Here is a 20,871-nt window from a genome sequence, read left to right on the forward strand (position 1 = left end):
CGCCCATGGACGGCCACGACACTTCCGCCGCACCGCTGCGCTGGACCCTTACCGAAAACGCCCCGCTTCAGGCGCTGAACACCTTCCACGTGCGCGCCAACGCGGCGCAGCTGCTGGAACTGCACGACCCTGCCCTGCTGCCGGACGTGCTGGCCCTGCCCAGCGTGGCCAACGGCCCGCTGCTGGTGCTGGGCAGCGGCAGCAACGTGCTCATCGCCGATGACCTGCCGGGCACCGTGCTGGTGTTCGGCAACCGCGACATCAGCTTCCTCGAACACCGTGCCGACCACGCGGTGATCCGCGCCGGCGCCGGCGTGTCCTGGCACGGCCTGGTGATGTTCTCGCTGCAGGAAGGCCTGTCCGGCCTGGAGAACCTCGCGCTGATTCCCGGCACTGCCGGTGCGGCGCCGATCCAGAACATCGGCGCCTATGGCGCGCAGGTGGGTGAGTTCATCCAGACCGTCGAGGCCTGGGACTGCCAGGAGCAGGCCTGGGTGCGCATGGACAACGAACAGTGTGGCTTCGGTTACCGCGACAGCGTGTTCAAGCAGCAGCCCGACCGCTACCTGATCACCGCCATCGAACTGAGACTGCCGCTGCTGCACGATCTGCGCATGGACTACGCCGGCATCCGCGAGGAGCTGCAGGCACAGGGCGTGGAGCTGCCCAGCGCGGTGGACGTGGCCAACGCGGTCATCACCATCCGCCGCCGCAAGCTGCCCGACCCGGACGTGCTGGGCAACGCCGGCAGCTTCTTCAAGAACCCGGTGCTGCCGCTGGAACAGGTGGACGTGCTGCTGCAGCACTTCCCCGAACTGCCGGTGTTCCCGGCCGAGCGCGATGACCGGCGCAAGGTCTCGGCGGCGTGGATGATCGAGTCCTGCGGCTGGAAGGGTTTCCGTGAAGGCGACGCCGGCGTAGCCCCCAGCCATGCCTTGGTGCTGGTCAACCACGGCAACGCCAGCGGCGCCGAACTGCTGGACCTGGCGCGGCGCATCTCCGCGTCAGTGCTGGAGAAATTCGGCGTACCGATCGAACCGGAGCCGCGCCTGCTCGGCGCCCAGTGGTGAACGCCACGGCACGACCCGCGCTCGCCACTCCGGCGCGGGCGGCACTGCTGATGCTCGCCAGCACGATGGCGTTCGGCCTGATGGCCATCGCCATCCGCTATGCAACGCGCTACGCGCCGACCCAGGAAGTCGCGTTCTTCCGCAACGTGTTCGGCCTGCTGGCACTACTGCCGATGCTGCTGCGCCCAGGCCGTGCGCCGCTGAAGACCCTGCAGCTGCCGCGCTACTTCGTGCGCAGCGCGATCGGCCTGGGCTCGATGCTCTGCGCGTTCTGGGCCCTCGGCCACCTGCCCCTCGCGCAGGCGGTGTCGCTGTCCTACTCCACACCGCTGTTCGTCACCATTGCCGCAGTGCTGTGGCTGGGCGAAACCGTGCGCGTGCGGCGCTGGGCGGCGGTAGTGGTGGGTTTCATCGGCGTGCTGGTGATCGTGCGGCCGGGCACGGCAGGCTTTTCCGCCGGCAGCCTGATCGCCGTGGCCGCGGCCCTGCTCAGTTCGCTGGTGGCGATCCAGATCAAGCAGCTGACCCGCGTGGACAGCGCCGACACGGTAGTGCTCTACACCTACGTGTTCTGGGTGCCGCTGTCGCTGGTCCCGGCGGTATTCGTGTGGGTCTGGCCCACCGGCATGGCCTGGGTATGGCTGGTGGCGACGGGCGTGATGGGCACGGTCGGCCAGCTGCTGTGGACGCGCGCCTTGCGCCTGGGCGAGGTATCGGCCCTGACCCCGATCAGTTTCCTGCAGCTGCCGCTGGTGACGCTGTGTGGCTGGCTGCTGTTTGACGAAAGCGTGGACCGATGGACGCTGATCGGTGCCGGCATCATCCTGGCGGCGAATGCGTATATCGCGCACCGCGAGGCAGTGTTGGCACGGCGGGCCGCGAGCGTGGCAGCGACGGCGGCCGCCAAGCCGGCCGAGTAAGGGTTGTTCGGCAGGGCATACAGCCCTGCACCTGCAGAAGCTTCAAGCAACAGCAACAGCCAAAGCCAGAGCGGCATTCCGTGGGTGGCGGGGCACTGTGGGTGTGCGTGGTGTGAGCTGCATGGGCCCGAGGCATGCCTCGGGCGGGTTGGGCAGGACGCCCAACCCCGGTCTTGCCGTGTGCGCAGGACAGCGCACACGAGCAAGCGGCGACCAAGGCTACATGGACGTATCCACGCCGTCCCCGCAAACCCACAGTGCCCCGCCATCCACGGAATGCCGCTCTGGCTTCTGACGTTGACGTTGCTCTGGCCTCGGCAGGTGCAGGGCGCAGCCCTGCCGAAAACCCTATACCGCGCTGTAAGCCCTTTCCGCCGCGCAGAAAACATTCCCCGGAGCAAACAACTCCCCCAGATGATGCAGCGCCTGCCGACGCTGCTGCGGCGGCCGGTAACCGCCCTCCACGCCCATCAACATCTGCTGGAACGCCACCAGATCCTCCAGGACGCGCACATGCCGATACCACGCGATCCACTGCGCATCGCCCAGGTCATCGCCATACCCCTCGGCAAACCCCTGCGGGCGCTCGCGCCCCCAGCGACCACCCACCGCTGCCCCGACGAACATCAGGTCGCGCTCGCGCGGCGCCAGTGACAGACCGTCCCAGTCGATCAGGTGCAGCGCCCCGTCGTGACCCATCAACAAGTTCCCCGCGTGCAGATCGGTATGGCAGGGACGCAGCAGCGGCTCACCCTCGGCCTGCGCCAGCGCCAGCGCCAGCTGCAGCGCCAGCGCACGCCGGTGCAGCGCAGTGATGCGCACGCGCTGTCGCACCCACACCGCGTGGAAGGCACGCCCCCAGCGATCCTGTGCGGCGGGCAACGTCGCCGGTTCCTGCAGCCAGTGCCCTACCTTATCCAGTGCCGCACAGGACAACGATTGCCGCGGCAGTCCTTCGGCAAGCGCCTCCGGCAGCTGAGCCGTGTGCAGCCGACGGAGAATTTCACCCAGACGCTGCCATTGCGCCGCACTCAACGGCGCTTCGAAACCGGACTGCCCCTCGATATACGGAAACAGGGTGAACTGCAGGCCCCACCGCTGCACCGAGGCACCGCCGGTCATGGCCGGCCACGGCGCCACGATCTCCTCGATGCCCAGCGTGCCGCGCAGCCAGTGCAGGCCGTCCCACACCTGCGGCGCCACCTGGTAGCTGCGGCACTTCAACCACCACTGGCTGCCGCGCGCATCGATGCGGAACACGCTCGCGTTGGCGTCGGCACCCACCACGCGCGGGACCACGGCGGTGGCGGTGATGCCGTAGGACTGCTGCAGTACGTCATTGATCTGCTGCGCCGACGCGAAGGACATGGGGCGGTCTTGCCGTGGAATCCTGACGCAGTGTCGCAGATGGCCAAGTCGGTTCGATGGCGATTACGTCACAACATAGCGTCGGTGGACAGCGATGCGCTGCTATGTCGCACCCGCCGCCGCGTGGGCTCAGCGTGCGTAGAACCCCAGGAACATCGCCACCGCCGATTCGGCGACCTTGCGCCGTTCGACCGGGCCCAGCGGCTCCTGGCCCATGGTGACCTGCGGCCAGAACGCGAAGCCCTTCACCAGGCCCTGCAGCTGCTGGTCGGCGAATTCCGGATCGACCTCGCGCAGGCGCCCATCGGCGATCGCGGCGCGGATCCATGCGTTCACGCCGCCTTCCTTTTCGCCCATGCGGCAGACAATCGTCTGCGCACGCTCGGGTGAATGGATGATCTCGGCCATTGCCACGCGCGCCAGGTCGATGAAGTTGGCATCGCCCAACAGGTCCAGCTTCTGCCCGAGCAGCTGCAGCAGCTGCACGTCCAGCGGCTGGTCAGAGCGGTACGGCAGCACGACGGCAGCCGTGCTGCTTTCCCACAGCTCTTCGAGGATGTGGCCAAACAGCGCTTCCTTGCTGGGGAAATGGTTGTAGACCGTGCGCTTGGACACGCCGGCCGCCGTGGCGATGCGGTCCATGCTGGTCGCCTCGTAGCCGGCACTACGGAACTCCTCCACCGCCGCGCGCACGATGGCATCGCGTTTACGGTCGGTCAGGCGTTGCGGGGCACGGGACATGGCAGGAACCAGGAAACTGAACGGATGCCCACATTTTACACCGACCAGTGTACTTTCCCAGAATCGGAAACTACACTGTGCAGTGTACCCAGCGGACGTCCCTGATGAAGCGCCTGCTCCTCATCCTCCTGATCGGAACTCTTGCCGTGACCGCCTACACCTTCTGCAAGTCGTGGTCCCTGCCCCGCTTCCCAGAGTCGCCCCAATTCCGCGACGGCAAGTTCCGCAATGTCCTGCCCAAGCCCGCCATGAGCCTGCGTGATGGTCTGGAGATCTGGTGGGCCTTCATGTTCAACAAGCCCAGTGGCACCGTACCCACGCAGCCGATTCCGGTGCAGGCGCTGGACCGTGCCACGCTCGACGCCGCGCCGGATCGCAGCCTGTTCCGGCTTGGCCACTCCACGATCCTGCTGAAGCTGCGCGGCCAGTACTGGCTGACCGACCCGGTGTTCTCCGAGCGCGCCTCGCCAGTGCAGTGGATGGGCCCGGCACGCTTCCACGCACCGCCGATCAGCATTGAGGACCTGCCGCCGATCGCGGGCGTGATCCTCTCGCACAACCATTACGACCATCTGGACCATGCCGCGGTGATGCAGCTGGCCGGCAAGACCGCGCGCTTCATCGCGCCGCTGGGCGTGGGCGACCAGTTGATTGCCTGGGGTGTGGATGCCGCCAAGGTCGAGCAGCTGGACTGGTGGCAGTCGACCGAGGCCAATGGCCTGCGCCTGACCGCCACGCCGGGTCAACATTTCTCCGGCCGCGGCCTCGGTGACAGCGATCGCAGCCTGTGGGCCTCGTGGGTGATCCAGGACGGCGACTTCCGCATCTTCTTCAGCGGCGATACCGGCTACTTCGACGGCTTCAAGACCATCGGGGAGAAGTACGGCCCGTTCGACCTGACGATGATCGAGACTGGCGCCTACGACAAGCGCTGGGCCTTCGTGCACATGCAGCCAGAGCAGACCCTGCAGGCGCACCTGGACCTGCGCGGCAAGTGGCTGCTGCCGATCCACAACGGCACCTTCGACCTGGCCCTGCACGCCTGGCAGCAGCCGTTCGAGCGCATCACTGCGCTGGCGGCGGCGAAGAACGTGCCCGTGGCCACGCCCATCATGGGCCAGGCGCTGGACATGCAGGCGCCTGTGGCGGGTACGCGATGGTGGGAGACGGCGGAACGCTGACGCGCAGCCGGGCTGTCGCTTTCATCCGGGGTGCTGCAGCAACCGCTCCTGCTCTTTGGCCACATTTGCTTTCAGCGCCGCAGCGGCGAGCTCCAGCAGCTCGCCGCTGACCTTATGGCTGCCGCGCGCGTGCAGCCACGAAAGAATGTCCGCCAGGTGCCAGACAGACGCGCTTCCTTCGTGGACCGGGGCCGGAAACGTCTGTGGGTGTGCGAGCAACAGCTTGCGCATGTTCTGACGCGACATGCCCAGCAGATCGGCCACATCGGTCAGGCCGACCAGGTCGGGGCTGACTTCGATCAGCTCCGCACCGGGAACCGCCTTGCGCACGTCGGCCAAGGCGGACAGCACCGCCTCCTGCGCAGTGGCTGACTGTCGGCAGAACTCGAGCGCCAATCTGCCCGGCCTGCCGATACCCAGCAGCGCATCGTCGCAGCCAGCGTCTGCCAGCTGCTGCTCCAGGCTGCCCGCGTCGCTATCGATGTCGGGCAGGCGGTATTTGAGCGTGAAGGTGAATTCCATCATGGGGAGTCTCCGGGAGATGGCAGGTGCATCATTGCTGGCGGGTGCAGTTTTTGACAACGCGGCACAGGGCTCTTGCATGGTTCAGTGCTTTCCGGGGTGTGCTCCAGATGCTCACGACACAGAATTCCCCGCACCGGCAGTCTTTGTCGTTGTAGGGGCAGTACATCCGCCCCCAGGCATGACTGCCACCAATGCGTAAGCGCCAGCCACGTGATTCGGCGAAACGAAGGGCGGCTTCGATGTCTTTGTCTGGATGGCGCGCACGGGGCATTCCTTTCCCTCGGAGTCTGGCGAGCGGCACCAGGGTTGTCAACTGACAACCACTGGGGCGCACTGGGACGATCGACCCTACTGCCTGGCCACAGCAGCACCAGAGTCATCAGCGACACCCGCGCTCTGGTAGCTGCCAATCTTGGTTGGCGCTCTCCGTCGACCAAGGTCGACGGCTACCAGAGCCCCCGGGGTTCACCCTTGCGGGTGAATCCCGAGACCCGCAGCGACCCGGCCGAGGCACATCGCAATTTCGGTCGCATCCGTCGCGGCCTGCTGGAGGCGGCGCGACGTGATCCGCAGCGCTGCCACGTGATCGATGCCACGGGCAGCGAAGAATCGATCACCGCGCAGATTCTGGACGTGCTGCTGGCCGCCGGTCGACTTCACCCAACCGCAGCCTGATGGCATCAGGCCCGCGCGTGCTTGTTGCGCGAACGGATGCGCCAGCACTGCGCGGCGAAGCCGATCACGAACACCACCGCGCAGCCCAGCAACACCTGCAGCACCACCGGTGCAAGCGGCGCGGCGGCAATGGGATGGCCCACCGGCACGCGGGTCAGCGTTTCGTTGGTGCCCGGCACCAGTGACAGCAGGAAGCTGAAGGATAACGCGAACGTCGACAGGTAAGGCGCCAAGCGGCCGAGGAAACGCAGCCGCCCCGCGAGCACGCCGCCGAAGGCGACCAGCAGCACGATCACCCCGAACGCATGGCCCGGGTTCAATCCGCCGGTGCTGGAAACGGTGAAGGCCGTCGCGACCGACAGCACCAGGCCCAGCAGGTAGACCTTGCCCGAACGCGTGGCCGGGTCGATCGCGCGATGGCGGACCAAGCCATACAGGCCAGCAAGAACCGGGATCAGGCTGACGGCCGTGTGGATCGCGCCGAGGGTGGACAGGGGGTGTGCCATGGGATGTCTCCGATGATGAATAAACCTACTAGTAGGTAGGGCGCGAGAATAAAAAGAAGGCCCGCGCTGCCGCAGGCCCAACACGAACCTCAAACCGCCGCGCTGACCCGCGCGATGGCCAGGCGCGCCAGTGCCGCGAACGTGGCCGCATCACCCAGGCCGCGCGCAGCCAACATCGCGCCGTGCACCGATGACATGAACGCCTTGGCCTCGTCCGTTGCCGAACCCTGCAGCCGCAGGGGTGCTCGCCAGGCACAGCCTGGCGCTACCCGGGGGACGGGGTCCCGGGCGCTGGCGGCGTGAGGATGACGCTCGCGTTTCTTTCACTGACACGCCACCGCTGCCAACGCAGGATCGAATCCCCATCCGGGCTTTACAGAAAGGTGTTCTGCAATGGACAAGAATCGTAGCGAAGGTGCCAAGAACCAGGTCAAGGGCACGGTGAAGGAAGTGGCCGGCAAGGTCACCGGCAACAAGACCCAGGAGCTTGAAGGCAAAGCACAGAAGGGCGTTGGAAAAGTGCAGAGTGCCGTCGGCAGGGCCAAGGATGACGCGCGCCACTGATCTACTGGAATACCCCGCGTCCCACCACGCGGCATCCGGGTGCCCTCAGCCGAGGGCATCTGCAGTCCCGCCCCATGCAACGAGAATTCCCCCCCCTGTGATTTCAACCACCACGCAACGCATCCTGCTTGTAGAGGATGACACGGCCATCCGCGAACTCGCCGAGGATGTCCTGTCCGAGAGCGGCTACGACATCACCGCGGTTGGCGATGCAGAAGCGGCGGTCACAGCACTGTGCAACGCCGGGTCATTCGATCTTCTGATTTCCGACATCCGCCTGCCAGGCATGAACGGATGCGAGCTTGCCCGCCAGGCCATGAGCCAGGACCCTTCCCTGCGCGTGCTGCTCATGACCGGTTACGCTGGCCAGACCGTCGGCGATCCGGAGATCCTGCCTCGCCACGTCCCCCTGCTGCGCAAGCCATTTACGCTGCGGGAGCTTCTGAAGTCGGTGCACTCCACGATCTGAATTCGCCGGCAAGGAGGCGGTCCACACGCCGCTCCAGTTCGGCGGCAGCGAAGGGTTTGGTCAGAATCTCCATCCCAGGCTCAAGGTGCTCACCGCCCACCGCCGCACAGGCCGCGTAGCCGGTGATGAACAGCACAGGCATCGACGGTCGCGACTGCCGACCCGCGTCCGCAACCTGTCGCCCATTCAGCGTTCCCGTCAAGCCCACATCCGTCACCAGCAGGTCGAATGGATGGTCAGTTGCCAACAGCGAAAGCGCTTCGCTGCCATTTGCGGCTTCGGTCACGTGATGCCCGTGCGTGCTCAGCACATCGCGCACCAGCGCGCGGATGGACGTTTCGTCTTCTACCAGCAGCACCGAGCGGCCTGAGATCATCGGCGTATTCGAGGCGTCTGCCACAGGCTCTGAACACGCCACCGGCGCGCCGCTGAACTGCGGCAGATACAGGCTGATCGTGGTGCCATGCCCAAGCGTTGATTGCACATCCACCTGCCCGCCCGACTGCCGGGTGAACCCATAGATCATCGAAAGGCCGAGCCCGGTGCCCTGGCCGATCGGCTTGGTGGTGAAGAACGGCTCGAACACCTTCTCCAGCACGCTGGCATCCATGCCCGTTCCGGTATCGCGCACGGAAAGACGCACGTACGTCGCCGCGGGCAGTCCAAGCTGCTCACCCCGTGCAGCCGTCACCGCCTCGATATCCGTGGAGATGACCAGCGTCCCGCCTTCGGGCATGGCATCGCGGGCGTTGATGCAGAGGTTGAGCAGTGCATTCTCCAGCTGCGGCGCATCCACCAGGACATCGTCGCCGCCGTCCTGCAGCCGCGTTTCGATGTTGATCGAAGGCCCGATGGATCGACTGAGAATGTCCAGCATGCCGCTTACTAGCGAGGAAACACGCACCGACGATGGCGCCAGGGTCTGCCGCCGCGAAAACGCAAGCAGGCGCTGGGTTAGTGCCGCAGCGCGGTCGGCGCCACCTCGGGCCATCTCAAGGTAACGCTGCAGATCCTCCACGCGTCCCTGCCCCACCCTGAGTTCCAGCAGCTCCAGCCCCATCGAAACCGCGGTCAGCATGTTGTTGAAGTCGTGCGCGATGCCGCCGGTCAACTGCCCCAGCGATTCCATCTTCTGGCTTTGCCGTAGCCGCTCTTCCATGGCCATCAGCTCGGCCGTTCGTGCCTGGACCCGCTCTTCCAGGGTCAGGGTCAGCTGCTGCAGACGCTGCTGGGCGATGCGGCGGTCACTGATGTCTGCCGCTGCACCGAACCACTCCCGTACCCGCCCGTCCTCATCCAGCAGCGGTACCGCACGCATCTGCAACCAGCGGACCTCGCCGTTGGGCACCAGGCTGCGGTGCTCGACCTCCAACGCCGAACCGGTCTCCAGTGCCTGCTCGATGGCGGCATCCACTGCGTCACGATCGGCAGGATGGATCAACTGATCGCGCCACGTCCCGCCCGCCTCGCGAAGATCCCCAGCGCCGCCTTGGCGATAGATCAGATTCACCTGCTGCCAATCGGCGGAGATGGCGTAGAGCGACTGCGTCGCTGCGGAAACCAGCGCGCCCAGCCGACGCTCGCTCTGTACCAGTGCCTCCGACGCCTGCCGTTCGGCAGTGCGATCACGAAACACCACCACGTAGCCCACCGCCTCAGCTTCATGGCCACGCAGCACGGTCATCGACCCGTGGGCCCAGAAGCGGCCGCCATCGCGCCGTCGCAGCCAGCGCTCACCGCTCATGCCACCGCGCAGCAGTGCCTGCTCCATGTTGTAGCGAAACCGCTCTGCCTGGCGGTCTTCATCCAGGTAGAGCACCTCGCCATGGCGCCCCAGCACCTCGCTTTCATGCCAGCCGAGAATCTGTTCCGCACCGCGATTCCAAAGTGTCACCAGACCGTCCATGTCGAAGGCGATGATGGCGAAGTCATGTGCACTGTCCATGATCTGCCGGTGCCGAGCCTCGGTCAGCCAAAGGTGCCGCTCCAGCGCGACCTGCGGCGTCAGGTCCAGCCCCTGTACGAAGATGCCCGTCACCTGCCCGGCGTCGTCCTTGCACGGCTGGAACACCACATCGACGATGTGGCGCAGTCCGTGTCCTGCATCGCCTGCACCGCTGTCATAGGCCACCTTGCGGCCGATGTAGGGCTCACCCGTGCGGTACACCTCATCCAGCAGATGCAGGTAGCCCTGGTCCAGCACCTCCGGCAACGCCTCGACGATGGGGCGGCCGACCACCTCGCGGTGGCCGATCAGGCTGGCATAGCCCGGGTTGACCAGCTCGATGCGATGCTCCGGCCCCGCCAGGAATGCCATGAACAGCGGCGATTTATCAAACAGTGCGATCAGCCGCTCGTTCTCACGCGCCAGGCGATCCTGCGCCACCACCATGCCGGTCACCTCCTTGGTCACGCAGAAGGCGCCCGATGGCTGTGCATCCTCGCCGTACAGGGGCGAAAACGAGAACGTCCACCATGTGTCCTCAGGCAGGCCGTAGCGGTTCATCGCCACCGGCACATGCTCGAAGCGCGAGCCCTGGCCGGCAAATGCGCGCTCTATCGGCTCGCGCACGGCCGGCCACGCATCGGCCCACAGCTCGCGCAGCGGCGCGCCCATGGCCTGTTCCAGCCGCGGCCCCAGGATCGGTGCGTAGGCATCGTTGAACAGGAAAACCAACGCGTCGCCCCAGACCAGGTACATGCTCTCGGGGGAATTGAGCATCAGTTCCACCGCGCAGCGCAGGGACGCGGGCCATTGCGCGACAGGACCCAACGGCGTCGAAGCCCAGTCGTGCGAACGCACGCGTTCAGCAGCAGCGCCTGCGGCACGGGGAAACACGGGGGAATGAGCGGGCACTTCAGTTCCTGGTCAAAAGCGGGAGTCGCAGCACCCCAGGGGCACCCCGCCCGCTGCAGAAATGAGACTGTCGACACCAATGTACGGCATCGAGGAGAACGCCGCCGTCAAAGAAGTCCCTTCGGCGCGCTCGCCCGCAGAGCGCGTGAGCAAAGCCTCACGCCTGTCCAAAGGCGGCTCCGTATAGTGACGCGCGTCACACACGATCCCCTTCCATGCTCCGTGCGTTTGCCTATTCCAGCCACATGTCGCCGGATCTCTCCGATGAAAAGATCCGCAGCATCATCTCCCACTCGGCCTCGTTCAATCGCGTTGCAGGCGTTACCGGCGCACTGCTCGTCAGTGGGCAGCAATTCTTCCAGTATCTCGAGGGGCCGCCCGACGGCGTGGAGACGGTCATGCGCCGCATCCAGGAAAGCCGGTCGCACCACGCACTGGTGCGGGTGCTGGACACCTCCATCGCCACGCGCGCGGTGCCGTACTGGGCGATGACGCGGGTCGAAACCGGGCAGACCGTGGTATCCGGCCTGGTCAATGCGCAGTGGGACGAATTCGGCCAACCGCGCAGCGATGCCAGCGCCGGCATGGCGCTTCTCGCATCGCTGCTGCGTCCGCACTTCCCCACACTGGGCGGGGAAGCTCGTCAGGCAGGCATCACGCAGCCTCGCGCCGCCCCAGCGAACCCATCGTGAAGATATACCCCGCATCGAGCAGGAAGCCCCGCATGCGCTGCTCGGCCGTGCGCGGGCAGGTAATCAGCTCCGGCCCATACAGGGCGTAGACCCAGTGGTCTTCGCCCAGCTGCTCGCGGCGCACCCCCGAACGCGGCGACTGGCAGGCCCAGGTCCACGCCTCGCGCAACCGCTCCGGGCCAATCGACTGACCATTGCGCAGCCGGAAACTCAGCCAGCGCACCATACCGCGGTTCGATTCTTCCATGCTTCCCCCTTGTGTGAGGACACACCCTAGCGGCTCACCCCGTCATGCCGAAGTGAGCGCGCTCAAACGTGGGGCAGCTCCCAGAAATCCACCAGCGCACCGAGGCCGGGCACCGCACGTCGATCGTCGCGCACGGTGGGGAATTGCCGCTTCCACTTGCCGGCCGCAATGGCATGCAGGGCCGACACGTCCACGCTGCGGCAGACCATCGACCAGGTGCGGAAGTAGCGCTCGCTGACCGCTTCATCAAACTGCACCACCACGTTGCCATGGCGCGTGGCGGCCTCGATCCGGCTGAAAACCTGGTAGATGGCCTCTTCCGGGCCTTCCAGATACTGGAAGAACCGGTGTCCATCGAACAACAGGATGCCTGTGACGGACAGGGCCTGGTTGCGCGCCATGGCGTCGATGAGCAGTTCATCGATGGACGTGGCGGCCAACGGGTAAGACACGGTGCTCTGGTAGGCCAGCGCATGCAGAGGCAAGGCAGACATGGGTACTTCCGGGAAAGAGGAAAGCGCGGCGCAGGATCTTGCGCCTCGGTCGCTTCAAAAGCGTGCAACACCTTACCCAGCCCTCCGTGCGGACAGCGTGACCAGCAGTCGACCCCATCAGCCCCTCACTCAATGCGACGACACATACACCGCATCCACCGGCGCCGGTGGCAGTGCGAAGCTGCGCCGCATCCGCGCCACCTCGGCCGCCGGCGGCAGCGCGAACAGGCGCTTGAATTCGCGATTGAACTGCGACGCGCTGGCGTAGCCCACGCCCAGCGCCGCCGCCTCGGCCGTCATGCCCTGGCGCAGCATCAGCAACCGCGCCTGGTGCAGCCGGGTCGACTTCACGTACTGCATCGGCGAGGTACCGGTGATGGCACGGAAGTGATCGTGGAAGGTCGGCACGCTCATCTCCGCCTCGGCCGCCAACGCGTCCACATCCAACGCCGTCGCGTAGGCCGCATGGATATGCCGCAGCACCTTGCCGATGCGGCCGAAACGCCCGCGCATTGCCAGTGCCTCGCGCATCGCGCCGCCCTGTGCACCGGTCAGCACACGGAAATACAGCTCGCGCACCAACGCCGGGCCGAGCAGCGCCGCCTCCAGCGGATCGCCCAGCGCCTCCAGCAGCCGCAGCACGGTGGCCTGCATCGCCGGCTCGATCGGGCTGGCCATCATGCTCTGCGCCGGCGCGGGCACGGCGTCCGCGTGCGCGTGCGCGTGCGCCTCCAACTCCAGCATCAGCTCCGCGGCCAGCTGCAGGTCCAGGTGCAGGTAGATGGCCAGCAGCGGCGCGTCGGCGCTCGCCTCGGTTTCCATGGTGAACGGCACCGGCACCGACACCGCCAAGTAGTGCTGCGCGTCGTACTGGTAAACCCTCGCGCCCATGTAGCCGCGCTTCACGCCCTGGCAGACAATCACGATGCCCGGGTCATACAGCACCGGCGCCCGCGCCAGCGGCCGGTCCGAGCGCAGCAGTCGCACGCCTGGCAGGGCCGTCAGCGTGTAGCCCTCCTGCGTGGCCTGCGCCCGCAGCAGGTTGACCATGCGCGCCTGCATCGACGGTTCAACAGCGGCCACGGGCACCTCATAGGAATAGGCAAGAATGCCCGAATCCTAGGTCTGGGCCGTCGCCCGGGCAAGCACTAACGTGCAAGTCCCGCAACCAAGACCCATGACCATGACGACCTCCCGCCTCCTCCTCATCACCGGCGTCAGCAGCGGTTTCGGCCGCGCCCTCGCCCTGCAGGCCCTGCAGGCCGGCCATCGCGTGGTCGGCACCGTGCGCAGCGAAACCGCCCGCCACGACTTCGAAGCCCTCGCCCCCGGCCAGGCCTTCGCGCGCCTTATGGACGTCACCGATGCCGACGCCATCGATGCCCTCGTCCCCCATATCGAAACCTACATCGGCGCCATCGACGTGCTGGTCAACAACGCCGGCTACGGCCACGAAGGCGTCCTCGAGGAATCGACACTCGCCGACCTGCGCCAGCAGTTCGAGGTGAACGTGTTCGGCCCGGCGGCCCTCATCAAGGCCGTACTGCCGCACATGCGCGCGCGCCGCCGCGGCCACATCCTCAACATCACCTCGATGGGCGGCTTCATCACGATGCCGGGCATCGCCTGGTACTGCGCCAGCAAGTTCGCGCTGGAAGGCATCAGCGAAGTGCTGGCCAAGGAAGTGGCCGGCTTCGGCATCCACGTCACCGCCGTCGCGCCCGGTTCGTTCCGCACCGACTGGGCCGGCCGCTCGATGGTGCGTTCGCCACGCGCGATCGGGGATTACGACGCCCTGTTCGATCCCATCCGCAGCGCGCGCGAGGCCAACAGCGGGCAGCAACTGGGCGATCCGGTCAAGGCCGCGCAGGCCATGCTGCAGCTGATCGACAGCCCCGCCCCGCCCACCCACCTGCTGCTGGGTAGCGATGCCGTGCAGCTGGTGCGCGGCAAGCTGCAGGATCTGGCTGCAGGTATCGAAGAGTGGGAGGGCCTGAGCCGTTCGACCGACGGCTGAGCCGCTGCGTGGCCCGGCGCTACCGGGGCGCGACCCTGTGGGTCGGCACCGTGCCGGTCCGTTGGCCACGTGAAGGCCGCGCGCACGGTTTGCCCTCCCCCCGGTTGTAGCCTGAGCGCCTACCAGCAGCCAGGGAGGCGCGAGGGTGAATGCATCAATCCGGCAGGTGAACCTGCAGCGGCTGATCCTCGCGCTTGCCACGCTGTCGGCGATGGTCATGCTGGGCAATACGCTGTGGGCCAGCTACCAGGTGCAGCGCCAGCAGCTCATTGAAAAAAGCCTGGAAGCCAACCGCGTGTACGCGCACTCGCTGGCCCAGTCCACCCAGCACTTCGTACTGAACGCGCAGCAGCAGCTCGCGGTCGGGGCCGAGCGCCTCAGCCGTGAGCTTGGCCAACCGGCGGCGCATGACGATGAAGTCGAGCGCATCAAGCTGCAGACCGATGCCTTCAACAGCGTCATCGCGGTGGACGCGCAGGGCGTGGTGGTCGGCACCTCGCCCACGCTGCCGGAACTGCAGGGCAAGGCACTCACCAGCGCCGCCAATCGCAAGGCGCTGCAGCAGCGACTGCCGATGGTCAGCGACCCGTTCATGGCCCACACCGGCAACCTGGTCGTCACCCTCTCACATCCGGTGTTCGACGCCGACGGCGACTACGCCGGCTACATCACCGCCTCCATCCACCTGCGCGACCCGAACGTCCTGCATTCCCTGCTCGGCACGCACCCCTACGAGGATGGCTCGTACCTGTACGTGGTCAGCCGCGACGGCACTGTGCTCTACCACCCCGAGCCTGACCGGGTCGGCCAGCCCGCCACCCGCAATGCCGCCGTCGAAGCACTCAGCCAAGGAAGCGCCGGCGCACTGCATTCGCACAACCGCCACGGCGTGCACATGCTGGCTGGCTTCGCACCGGTGCCCGCTGCCGGCTGGGGCATCGTCGCCCAGCGCCCCATCGAGGCCGCCACCGCACCCATGGGCAGCCTGTTCGGCACCGTGCTGCGCAATGCCGCGCCGCTGGGCCTGTTGTCGCTGGTGCTCATCTGGCTGTGCTCGCGACGCATCGCCGCGCCGCTGCAGCAGTTGGCCCGGCACGCGCAGGAAGGCGATGTTGGTGCCGCCATTTCCCGGGTCAAGGCGGTCAATTCCTGGTATTTCGAGGCCGCGCAGTTGAAGCAGGCCGTGCTGGTCAGCTTCCGCAACCTCAGCGACCGCATCGGCAAGCTCGACCTGGCCGCGCTCACCGATCCCCTCACCCAGCTGCTCAACCGGCGCGGGCTGGAACGCGCGCTCAGTGCGCTTACCGCCTCCGGCATGCCGTTCGGCGTCATCACCCTCGACGTGGACCATTTCAAGGGTGTGAATGACCGCCACGGCCACGACGCCGGTGACCAGGTCATCGCTGGCGTCGCCCAGAGCATGCGCGCCAATGCCCGCCCGCAGGACGTGCTGTGCCGCCTCGGTGGCGAGGAGTTCCTGGTGCTGCTGCCGGAGGTCACCGCCGATGACGCGCTTCAGGTGGCTGAGCGCCTGCGCGCTGCCATCGAAGCGCAGGTCTTCGCAGAGGTCGGGCACGTCACCATTTCCGCCGGCGTCAGCCATTACCCGGAAACCCAGGCCAATCCGGATCTGGCCATCCGCCAGGCCGACAAGGCGCTGTACCGGGCCAAGCACGGCGGCCGCAACCGTGCCGTGCTCTACCGCAGGCGCAACCATCGACCTGCAGCGCCCTCTTGACGTGGTGCTTGCCGCGTCTACACGGCACCACCGCAATACACCTGCAAATCTGGCAGTGCTCATAGTTCGAGGCATTGCGACGATCTGGCTCCCGCGCTCCCGTTCAACCGGTTAAAGGACATGGCCCCTACCCGCTCTGAAGAACGCATGTCGACATTGGGCAGCCTGGATGCCCTGGACGAGGTTGTCAGCAGTTCACTGGACCGCCTCACCGAACTGGCCACGCGCCTGTTCCGGACCGGCGTGGCCTTCGTTTCCCTCGTTGAGACCGAACGCCAGCGGATGATCGCGCGGCAGGGCCTGGACGCTACCGAAATGCAGATCGAGCATTCCATCTGCGCTCACACCATCCGCTCGGCCGACGGCATGGTGGTCGCCGACCTCCGCTACGACCCTCGCTTCGCTGGCAACCCGCTGGTGGTGAATCCGCCACATCTTCGGTTCTACGCCGGCGCGCCGTTGCTGGCCAAGAATGGCATAGCCATCGGCGCCCTCTGCGTGATGGACCCTGCAACCCGAACGTTTTCCGAAGACGACCGCAGGCAGCTTCAGACAGTGGCCATTGCGGTGATGAACGAGCTTGAGCTGCGGGTCCTCACGGGCCGCCGCGACCCTGTCAGCGGACTGCCCAACCGCCATCAGTTCACCCTCGACTATGCCGCCTGGTCGGCACGCGCCCCACAGCGCATGTGTGTGGCCGTATTGGTAGACGTGCTGGATCTACCAAGGGCAAATGAAGCTGGGCAGGTGCTGGGCATGGCTCCGCTGGAAGCGCTCATCCGCCGCGCGGGTGCGCGCATCAAGTCCGCCCTGGAAGGCGTCGCCGAGGTCTACCACGTGGGGGTGACCCGGTTTGCATTTGTGCTGAGAAAGTCTGATGGTGAGGCTGCCGAGCGGATGGTGAACGAGCTGCAGGGCCGGCTGACCCGCCCCATGCTGGCTGCCGCCGTACCAATGTCCCCGATGTTCCATGCCGGCCTGTGCGAGATCGAACTGGACCGTCACAGCGCCGACGATGTCCTCCGCCGCATGCTGATCGGCCTTCACTGCGCGCACAGCACCGGCGCACCGTTCTGCTGGTATTCGGCCAGCCGGGATGCCGGATTGAAGCGCGGCTATCGTCTGGCGACCGACGCAGAGCGCGGGCTTCTGAATGATGAGTTCTATCTGGTGTACCAGCCGCGCTATCGCGCGCGGGATCTGGTGCCGGTGGCCGCTGAGGTACTCCTGCGCTGGAACCATCCCGACCTGGGCGCAGTGAGCCCAGCCGAATTCATTCCCGTGTTTGAACGCACTGCACTGATGGAGGTGGTGACCGACTGGGTACTCGACCGTGCATTGACGCAAGTGGCCCAGTGGCGTCGGGAAGGGATTTCAATGCTGCTGTCCATCAACCTGTCACCGCGTGATGTTGCACGTGCTGGCATGGCCACCTCCCTGCTTGCACATATCGAGAGGCACGGCCTGCGGTGCCAGGATGTGGAGATCGAAATTACCGAAGGCGAGTGGCTCCGCGCAGATTCCCCGCCCGGCGAGCAACTCAGAGAGCTGGCTGCCGCGGGAGTGCGCTTGGCCGTGGATGATTTCGGCAGTGGCTACAGCAACTTCGGCTACCTCACCGAGTTGCCCATCCACACCATCAAGCTGGACAAGTCGATGATCGACGACCTGTCCACGGATACCCGCGCGCAACTGAAGGTGCAGGCAGTCATCAGACTGGCCCAAGGCCTGGGTTACAACACGGTGGGCGAAGGTGCCGAGACCGCTGAGCAGGTGGCCTTGCTGCAGGCGTACGGCTGCGACGAGATCCAGGGCTTTGCGCTCTCCCGGCCGGTCAGTGGCAACGGGCTGGCTGCGCTGCAGACGGTACCGTACGCACCGGCCTGAACCCAGCCTTCGCTGAACAGAAATTTGGGCATTCATGTTTTGCTGACACCGTTGAGCTCGCTTAAACGGCATGATGTCGCCGCCGCAGCAGTGCCCCTTCCACTGGAATTCTCTTGCAGCCGTCTTCCCTTTCGGCCGGACAACCGGCCTCGCCGTCGCGTACCTTCTTTGAATACTTGGCCGTACGGGCCGGTGAGCAGTGGTTTGCCGTGGATGTGCAGGCCACCGTCGAGATACGCGGTCCGGAAGTCTTCGACCGCCCGATCAGCGAAGGCCGCCCTACCCTCACCGTTCGCGATCAGGTCCTTCGCGTAGTCGACCTGCGGCGCCTCAGCGGACTGACGCCATTTATCTACAGCTGCCCGGCGATGACGCTGGTGCGCGCCGGCACTGACGTAATCGGCTTGGCTGTGGATGAAGTGGGCGACATCGAAAGCGTGCCGCGCAAGCAGCTGCGGGCCGACAATCCGCTGGGGTATGTGTTCTGCAGCCAAAGCATTGCCATGGCCGACAACAGCGAAATACCGCTGATAGACCCGATGTTGTTGATTGCCGCGTAAGCGCATCGCCGGACATGGCCCGGCGGACGCAGCGACGGAACGGTAGCGCCGGGCCATGCCCGGCGGACGCGGCGACGGAACGGTAGCGCCGGGCCATGCCCGGCGGACGCGGCGACGGAAAGATCACAGTAGTGCCAGCCCATGGCTTGCAGCATGTATCCCGTCCGGCTTCAGTCAGCCGAGCATAGGCTCGTCCCTACAGCGCGATGGCAAGCACCAGTGCGATGACGAATGCGGACGTCAGCAGGAACGACGCCAGCACGAACCCCACCGCAGGCAAATAGCCCACGTCATTCAACGCCATGAAGGTGCGCGCGCGCGCCCACAGGTACCAGACCACCGCCACGAACCCGATCGCCGCGCCCCACCCTTTCGCTTCCCCGCCCACCGCCTGCGACACCGCAAGCAGCAACACGAAGGGGCACGCCAGGAACGCCTGGATGGAGAACGGCTCACGCAAGGTGTCGCGGTCAATCGGCAAGCGTTGCCGCCACAACGTGCTCAGCGCCGCGCCCAGCGCAAAAATGCAGAACACCGCCGAGCGCGTCAGCAGCAGGCCCTGCTCGCTGGAGAAAAGCAGCTTGCCCAGCGGCCCGGATACCGACAGCGGTGCCTGACGCAGGGTCATCTCCAGCGCGTGCGCCAGCACCACCGACAGGATCAACATCAGCACCGGGCTGATGGCATCGGCAAAGCGGTGCTCCGGGTCCTTGGCGAACTCGCGCCGCGTGTAGCTCGCCACCTCGCCCGGTCGCACCAGTACCCGCCACAGCGTGCGCGGGTAGAACACCAGCCAGCCCACCAGTTCGTAGAGAAACTCCTCAAGCGATCTAAGCAGTCGGATCAGGTCCATGGGATCAGGAGCACCGTCAGGGGTGGGGCCAGCTTACCGCCAGCGCGCCCCGCTTCAGTAGTGCCAGCCCATGGCTGGCAGCACTTGCGGCAGCCAAGCATGAGCTTGGCTTTACCGGCACCCCGCTGCGTCCGGCGCATGCGGCGGCCAGGCCACCACGACCCGCAGTCCGCCCAACCGTGCAGAGCGCTGCAGCGTGACCGTCGCCCCGTGTGCCTCCGCAACACCACGGACAATGGCCAGGCCCAGGCCGCTGCCCTCTACGCCACTGCCAAGAATCCGGTAGAAACGATCGAATACACGGTCGCGCTCTTCCTCGGCAATGCCCGGGCCACTGTCGTCCACGCTGAACCAGGCGGCGCCATTCTCCTGGCCCACTTCTACCAGGACTTCGCCACCGCTCGGTGTGTAGCGGATGGCATTCTCAAGCAGATTGCGCACCAGCGCACCCAGCCCGGCCTCGTCTCCCCTCACCTCCACTGGCGACAGGGTGAGCGACAGTCGCAATGAATGCAGTTCCAGCAGCGCGCGGAGGGCATCGACTTCAGTGGCCACCAGCGCGTCCAGACTCAGCCGCGCGATAGGAGACCGTGCGGTCGCCTCGGTCCTGCTGAGCATCAGCAACTGCGCCACCAGTCGCTCCAAGCGCACCACCGAATCCTGCAGCAGGTCCTGCGCCTTGAACCGGGCGGACCCGTCGGCGGCCAGGCGCGCGTTGTCTGCGTGCACCTTCAGCGCGCTGATGGGGGTGCGCAGTTCGTGGGCAGCGTCGGCCACGAAGCGCCGCTCGCGCGCCAACGCTGCGTGCAGCCGCTGCAGCAGGCCATTTACCGCCTGCACCAGCCCGTGCACCTCGCGGGGCACATTGCCCAGCTCCAGCGGCGACATCCGCTCCGGATCTCGCTCGCCAATCTGGTCCGAGACCCGCTGCAGCGACCGTGTCACGTGGCTCACGCCCCACCAGATCACCAGCGCCATCAGTGGCAGCGCCAGCAGCAGCGGCAATAACGTGCCACCGGCAATATCCTCGGCCAGCTCCTCGCGAATGTCCGAGCGCTCGCCCGACTGGAACCAGCGCCCCTCGCCAGTGCGCAACGTGAAGGTGCGCCACTGCTCGCCATCAATCACAGGGCTCGCGTAGCCGGCCACCAGTGCAGCCATTGGCGTGACCGGGGCGCTGTCCGAGCGCAGCAGCAGCCGTGATTGCCGATCCCATACCTGGAAAGCCAGCTTGCTTTCATAGGCGTGGCCGTCGGTGAACGCCAGCGCTTCGCCCACGCCTTCGGCGCGCCCGTGCCAACCACGCAGCACGATCGGGTCCCCAGGAAACGCGCTGAGGTCACCGAGCGGTTCATCCACCAGCCCCACCAGCACCCGTGTCGACTGCACCAGCCGGGCATCGAACATCTCCCCGGCTTCCTGCAGGCCGGCGCGATAGCTGAAGAAACCAGCCACGGCCATCAGCACGGCCAACGTGCCCAGCAGCGTGATCAGCAATGTCCGGCGC

The 20,871-nt window shown here is 66.3% G+C and carries 21 protein-coding genes and 1 pseudogene; 11 read left to right on the top strand and 11 right to left on the bottom strand.

Annotation, left to right across the window (positions count from 1 at the left end; all coding sequences use genetic code 11):
- Positions 1 to 5: 5 nt before the first annotated feature.
- Both murB and AC1VXD_RS05935 read left to right on the top strand, forming a co-directional pair.
- Positions 6 to 1,070, top strand: coding sequence for a UDP-N-acetylmuramate dehydrogenase (murB, locus tag AC1VXD_RS05930; protein WP_482991280.1), 1,065 nt, complete (start codon positions 6 to 8; stop codon positions 1,068 to 1,070).
- Between the two features lie 50 nt (positions 1,071 to 1,120).
- A complete protein-coding gene (locus AC1VXD_RS05935) occupies positions 1,121 to 1,990 on the top strand; it encodes a DMT family transporter (protein ID WP_482991320.1) in 870 nt (289 codons plus the stop codon).
- 348 nt (positions 1,991 to 2,338) lie between these two features.
- Here AC1VXD_RS05935 and AC1VXD_RS05940 read toward each other — a convergent pair whose 3' ends face one another.
- Positions 2,339 to 3,358, bottom strand: coding sequence for a phosphotransferase (locus tag AC1VXD_RS05940; protein WP_482991281.1), 1,020 nt, complete (start codon positions 3,356 to 3,358; stop codon positions 2,339 to 2,341).
- Positions 3,359 to 3,487: 129 nt separating this feature from the next.
- Entirely contained in the window at positions 3,488 to 4,099 is a 612-nt protein-coding gene (locus tag AC1VXD_RS05945; RefSeq protein ID WP_482991282.1) for a TetR/AcrR family transcriptional regulator, read from the bottom strand.
- A gap of 104 nt (positions 4,100 to 4,203) precedes the next feature.
- Here AC1VXD_RS05945 and AC1VXD_RS05950 point away from each other — a divergent pair, with 104 nt between their 5' ends.
- Positions 4,204 to 5,280 (top strand): MBL fold metallo-hydrolase, encoded by a 1,077-nt coding sequence (locus AC1VXD_RS05950; protein ID WP_482991283.1) that lies wholly within the window; start codon positions 4,204 to 4,206, stop codon positions 5,278 to 5,280.
- A gap of 21 nt (positions 5,281 to 5,301) precedes the next feature.
- On the opposite strand, the gene AC1VXD_RS05955 is transcribed toward AC1VXD_RS05950, so the two are convergent.
- Positions 5,302 to 5,802: a helix-turn-helix transcriptional regulator gene (locus AC1VXD_RS05955; RefSeq protein WP_482991321.1), complete on the bottom strand. Its 501-nt coding sequence runs from the start codon at positions 5,800 to 5,802 to the stop codon at positions 5,302 to 5,304.
- Between the two features lie 480 nt (positions 5,803 to 6,282).
- On the opposite strand from AC1VXD_RS05955, the gene AC1VXD_RS05960 reads away from it, so the two are divergent.
- Positions 6,283 to 6,480, top strand: coding sequence for a hypothetical protein (locus AC1VXD_RS05960; RefSeq protein WP_482991284.1), 198 nt, complete (start codon positions 6,283 to 6,285; stop codon positions 6,478 to 6,480).
- Between the two features lie 5 nt (positions 6,481 to 6,485).
- Here AC1VXD_RS05960 and AC1VXD_RS05965 read toward each other — a convergent pair whose 3' ends face one another.
- Together AC1VXD_RS05965 and AC1VXD_RS05970 are read right to left on the bottom strand one after the other, a co-directional pair.
- On the bottom strand, positions 6,486 to 6,986 hold the full coding sequence (locus AC1VXD_RS05965) for a hypothetical protein (protein WP_482991285.1): 501 nt from the start codon (positions 6,984 to 6,986) through the stop codon (positions 6,486 to 6,488).
- Between the two features lie 89 nt (positions 6,987 to 7,075).
- Positions 7,076 to 7,225: pseudogene (locus AC1VXD_RS05970) on the bottom strand (TetR/AcrR family transcriptional regulator); the annotation flags it as partial.
- Positions 7,226 to 7,379: 154 nt separating this feature from the next.
- Here AC1VXD_RS05970 and AC1VXD_RS05975 point away from each other — a divergent pair.
- Together AC1VXD_RS05975 and AC1VXD_RS05980 are read left to right on the top strand one after the other, a co-directional pair.
- Positions 7,380 to 7,550 (top strand): CsbD family protein, encoded by a 171-nt coding sequence (locus AC1VXD_RS05975; protein ID WP_482991286.1) that lies wholly within the window; start codon positions 7,380 to 7,382, stop codon positions 7,548 to 7,550.
- A gap of 124 nt (positions 7,551 to 7,674) precedes the next feature.
- Positions 7,675 to 8,019 carry a response regulator gene (locus AC1VXD_RS05980; protein WP_482991322.1) on the top strand — a complete coding sequence of 115 codons (345 nt, stop codon included), beginning with the start codon at positions 7,675 to 7,677 and terminating at the stop codon, positions 8,017 to 8,019.
- Here the strand turns inward: AC1VXD_RS05980 and AC1VXD_RS05985 are convergent.
- Positions 7,976 to 10,741 (bottom strand): hybrid sensor histidine kinase/response regulator, encoded by a 2,766-nt coding sequence (locus tag AC1VXD_RS05985; RefSeq protein WP_482991287.1) that lies wholly within the window; start codon positions 10,739 to 10,741, stop codon positions 7,976 to 7,978. The genes AC1VXD_RS05980 and AC1VXD_RS05985 overlap by 44 nt on opposite strands.
- A gap of 350 nt (positions 10,742 to 11,091) precedes the next feature.
- Between AC1VXD_RS05985 and AC1VXD_RS05990 the strand changes: the two genes are divergently transcribed.
- Positions 11,092 to 11,568 (top strand): BLUF domain-containing protein, encoded by a 477-nt coding sequence (locus AC1VXD_RS05990; RefSeq protein ID WP_482991288.1) that lies wholly within the window; start codon positions 11,092 to 11,094, stop codon positions 11,566 to 11,568.
- Here the strand turns inward: AC1VXD_RS05990 and AC1VXD_RS05995 are convergent.
- The 3 genes from AC1VXD_RS05995 to AC1VXD_RS06005 all read right to left on the bottom strand — a co-directional run bounded on the left by AC1VXD_RS05995 (position 11,531) and on the right by AC1VXD_RS06005 (position 13,392).
- The gene (locus AC1VXD_RS05995) at positions 11,531 to 11,815 is read right to left on the bottom strand and encodes a hypothetical protein (protein ID WP_482991289.1); all 285 of its coding nucleotides are present in this window, start codon (positions 11,813 to 11,815) and stop codon (positions 11,531 to 11,533) included. The two genes, AC1VXD_RS05990 and AC1VXD_RS05995, sit on opposite strands and share 38 nt — an antisense overlap.
- 62 nt (positions 11,816 to 11,877) lie before the next feature.
- Positions 11,878 to 12,309, bottom strand: coding sequence for a BLUF domain-containing protein (locus AC1VXD_RS06000; RefSeq protein WP_482991290.1), 432 nt, complete (start codon positions 12,307 to 12,309; stop codon positions 11,878 to 11,880).
- 129 nt (positions 12,310 to 12,438) lie between these two features.
- Positions 12,439 to 13,392: an AraC family transcriptional regulator gene (locus tag AC1VXD_RS06005; RefSeq protein WP_482991291.1), complete on the bottom strand. Its 954-nt coding sequence runs from the start codon at positions 13,390 to 13,392 to the stop codon at positions 12,439 to 12,441.
- 100 nt (positions 13,393 to 13,492) lie between these two features.
- Here AC1VXD_RS06005 and AC1VXD_RS06010 point away from each other — a divergent pair, with 100 nt between their 5' ends.
- The 4 genes from AC1VXD_RS06010 (at position 13,493) to AC1VXD_RS06025 (ending at position 18,511) form a co-directional block, all read left to right on the top strand.
- Entirely contained in the window at positions 13,493 to 14,326 is an 834-nt protein-coding gene (locus AC1VXD_RS06010) for an oxidoreductase (RefSeq protein WP_482991292.1), read from the top strand.
- A gap of 145 nt (positions 14,327 to 14,471) precedes the next feature.
- A complete protein-coding gene (locus AC1VXD_RS06015; RefSeq protein ID WP_482991293.1) occupies positions 14,472 to 16,064 on the top strand; it encodes a diguanylate cyclase in 1,593 nt (530 codons plus the stop codon).
- A 120-nt stretch (positions 16,065 to 16,184) separates the two neighbouring features.
- Positions 16,185 to 17,951 carry an EAL domain-containing protein gene (locus tag AC1VXD_RS06020; RefSeq protein WP_482991294.1) on the top strand — a complete coding sequence of 589 codons (1,767 nt, stop codon included), beginning with the start codon at positions 16,185 to 16,187 and terminating at the stop codon, positions 17,949 to 17,951.
- 113 nt (positions 17,952 to 18,064) lie between these two features.
- Positions 18,065 to 18,511, top strand: coding sequence for a chemotaxis protein CheW (locus AC1VXD_RS06025; protein ID WP_482991295.1), 447 nt, complete (start codon positions 18,065 to 18,067; stop codon positions 18,509 to 18,511).
- Between the two features lie 196 nt (positions 18,512 to 18,707).
- Here AC1VXD_RS06025 and AC1VXD_RS06030 read toward each other — a convergent pair whose 3' ends face one another.
- Both AC1VXD_RS06030 and AC1VXD_RS06035 read right to left on the bottom strand, forming a co-directional pair.
- Positions 18,708 to 19,364 (bottom strand): hypothetical protein, encoded by a 657-nt coding sequence (locus tag AC1VXD_RS06030; RefSeq protein WP_482991296.1) that lies wholly within the window; start codon positions 19,362 to 19,364, stop codon positions 18,708 to 18,710.
- A 111-nt stretch (positions 19,365 to 19,475) separates the two neighbouring features.
- Positions 19,476 to 20,861 carry an ATP-binding protein gene (locus AC1VXD_RS06035; RefSeq protein ID WP_482991323.1) on the bottom strand — a complete coding sequence of 462 codons (1,386 nt, stop codon included), beginning with the start codon at positions 20,859 to 20,861 and terminating at the stop codon, positions 19,476 to 19,478.
- Positions 20,862 to 20,871: the final 10 nt, after the last annotated feature.

The organism is Stenotrophomonas sp. STEN054, assembly GCF_056854535.1.

Coding starts and splice junctions, on each gene's coding strand:
- AC1VXD_RS05955 (WP_482991321.1), bottom strand. CDS start 5,802: ATGGAATTCACCTTCACGCTCAAATACCGCCTGCCCGACATCGATAGC.
- AC1VXD_RS05940 (WP_482991281.1), bottom strand. CDS start 3,358: ATGTCCTTCGCGTCGGCGCAGCAGATCAATGACGTACTGCAGCAGTCC.
- murB (WP_482991280.1), top strand. CDS start 6: ATGGACGGCCACGACACTTCCGCCGCACCGCTGCGCTGGACCCTTACC.
- AC1VXD_RS05985 (WP_482991287.1), bottom strand. CDS start 10,741: ATGCTCAATTCCCCCGAGAGCATGTACCTGGTCTGGGGCGACGCGTTG.
- AC1VXD_RS05990 (WP_482991288.1), top strand. CDS start 11,092: ATGCTCCGTGCGTTTGCCTATTCCAGCCACATGTCGCCGGATCTCTCC.
- AC1VXD_RS05995 (WP_482991289.1), bottom strand. CDS start 11,815: ATGGAAGAATCGAACCGCGGTATGGTGCGCTGGCTGAGTTTCCGGCTG.
- AC1VXD_RS05975 (WP_482991286.1), top strand. CDS start 7,380: ATGGACAAGAATCGTAGCGAAGGTGCCAAGAACCAGGTCAAGGGCACG.
- AC1VXD_RS05950 (WP_482991283.1), top strand. CDS start 4,204: ATGAAGCGCCTGCTCCTCATCCTCCTGATCGGAACTCTTGCCGTGACC.
- AC1VXD_RS06010 (WP_482991292.1), top strand. CDS start 13,493: ATGACGACCTCCCGCCTCCTCCTCATCACCGGCGTCAGCAGCGGTTTC.
- AC1VXD_RS06030 (WP_482991296.1), bottom strand. CDS start 19,364: ATGGACCTGATCCGACTGCTTAGATCGCTTGAGGAGTTTCTCTACGAA.
- AC1VXD_RS05965 (WP_482991285.1), bottom strand. CDS start 6,986: ATGGCACACCCCCTGTCCACCCTCGGCGCGATCCACACGGCCGTCAGC.
- AC1VXD_RS06000 (WP_482991290.1), bottom strand. CDS start 12,309: ATGTCTGCCTTGCCTCTGCATGCGCTGGCCTACCAGAGCACCGTGTCT.
- AC1VXD_RS05945 (WP_482991282.1), bottom strand. CDS start 4,099: ATGTCCCGTGCCCCGCAACGCCTGACCGACCGTAAACGCGATGCCATC.
- AC1VXD_RS06020 (WP_482991294.1), top strand. CDS start 16,185: ATGGCCCCTACCCGCTCTGAAGAACGCATGTCGACATTGGGCAGCCTG.
- AC1VXD_RS05935 (WP_482991320.1), top strand. CDS start 1,121: ATGCTCGCCAGCACGATGGCGTTCGGCCTGATGGCCATCGCCATCCGC.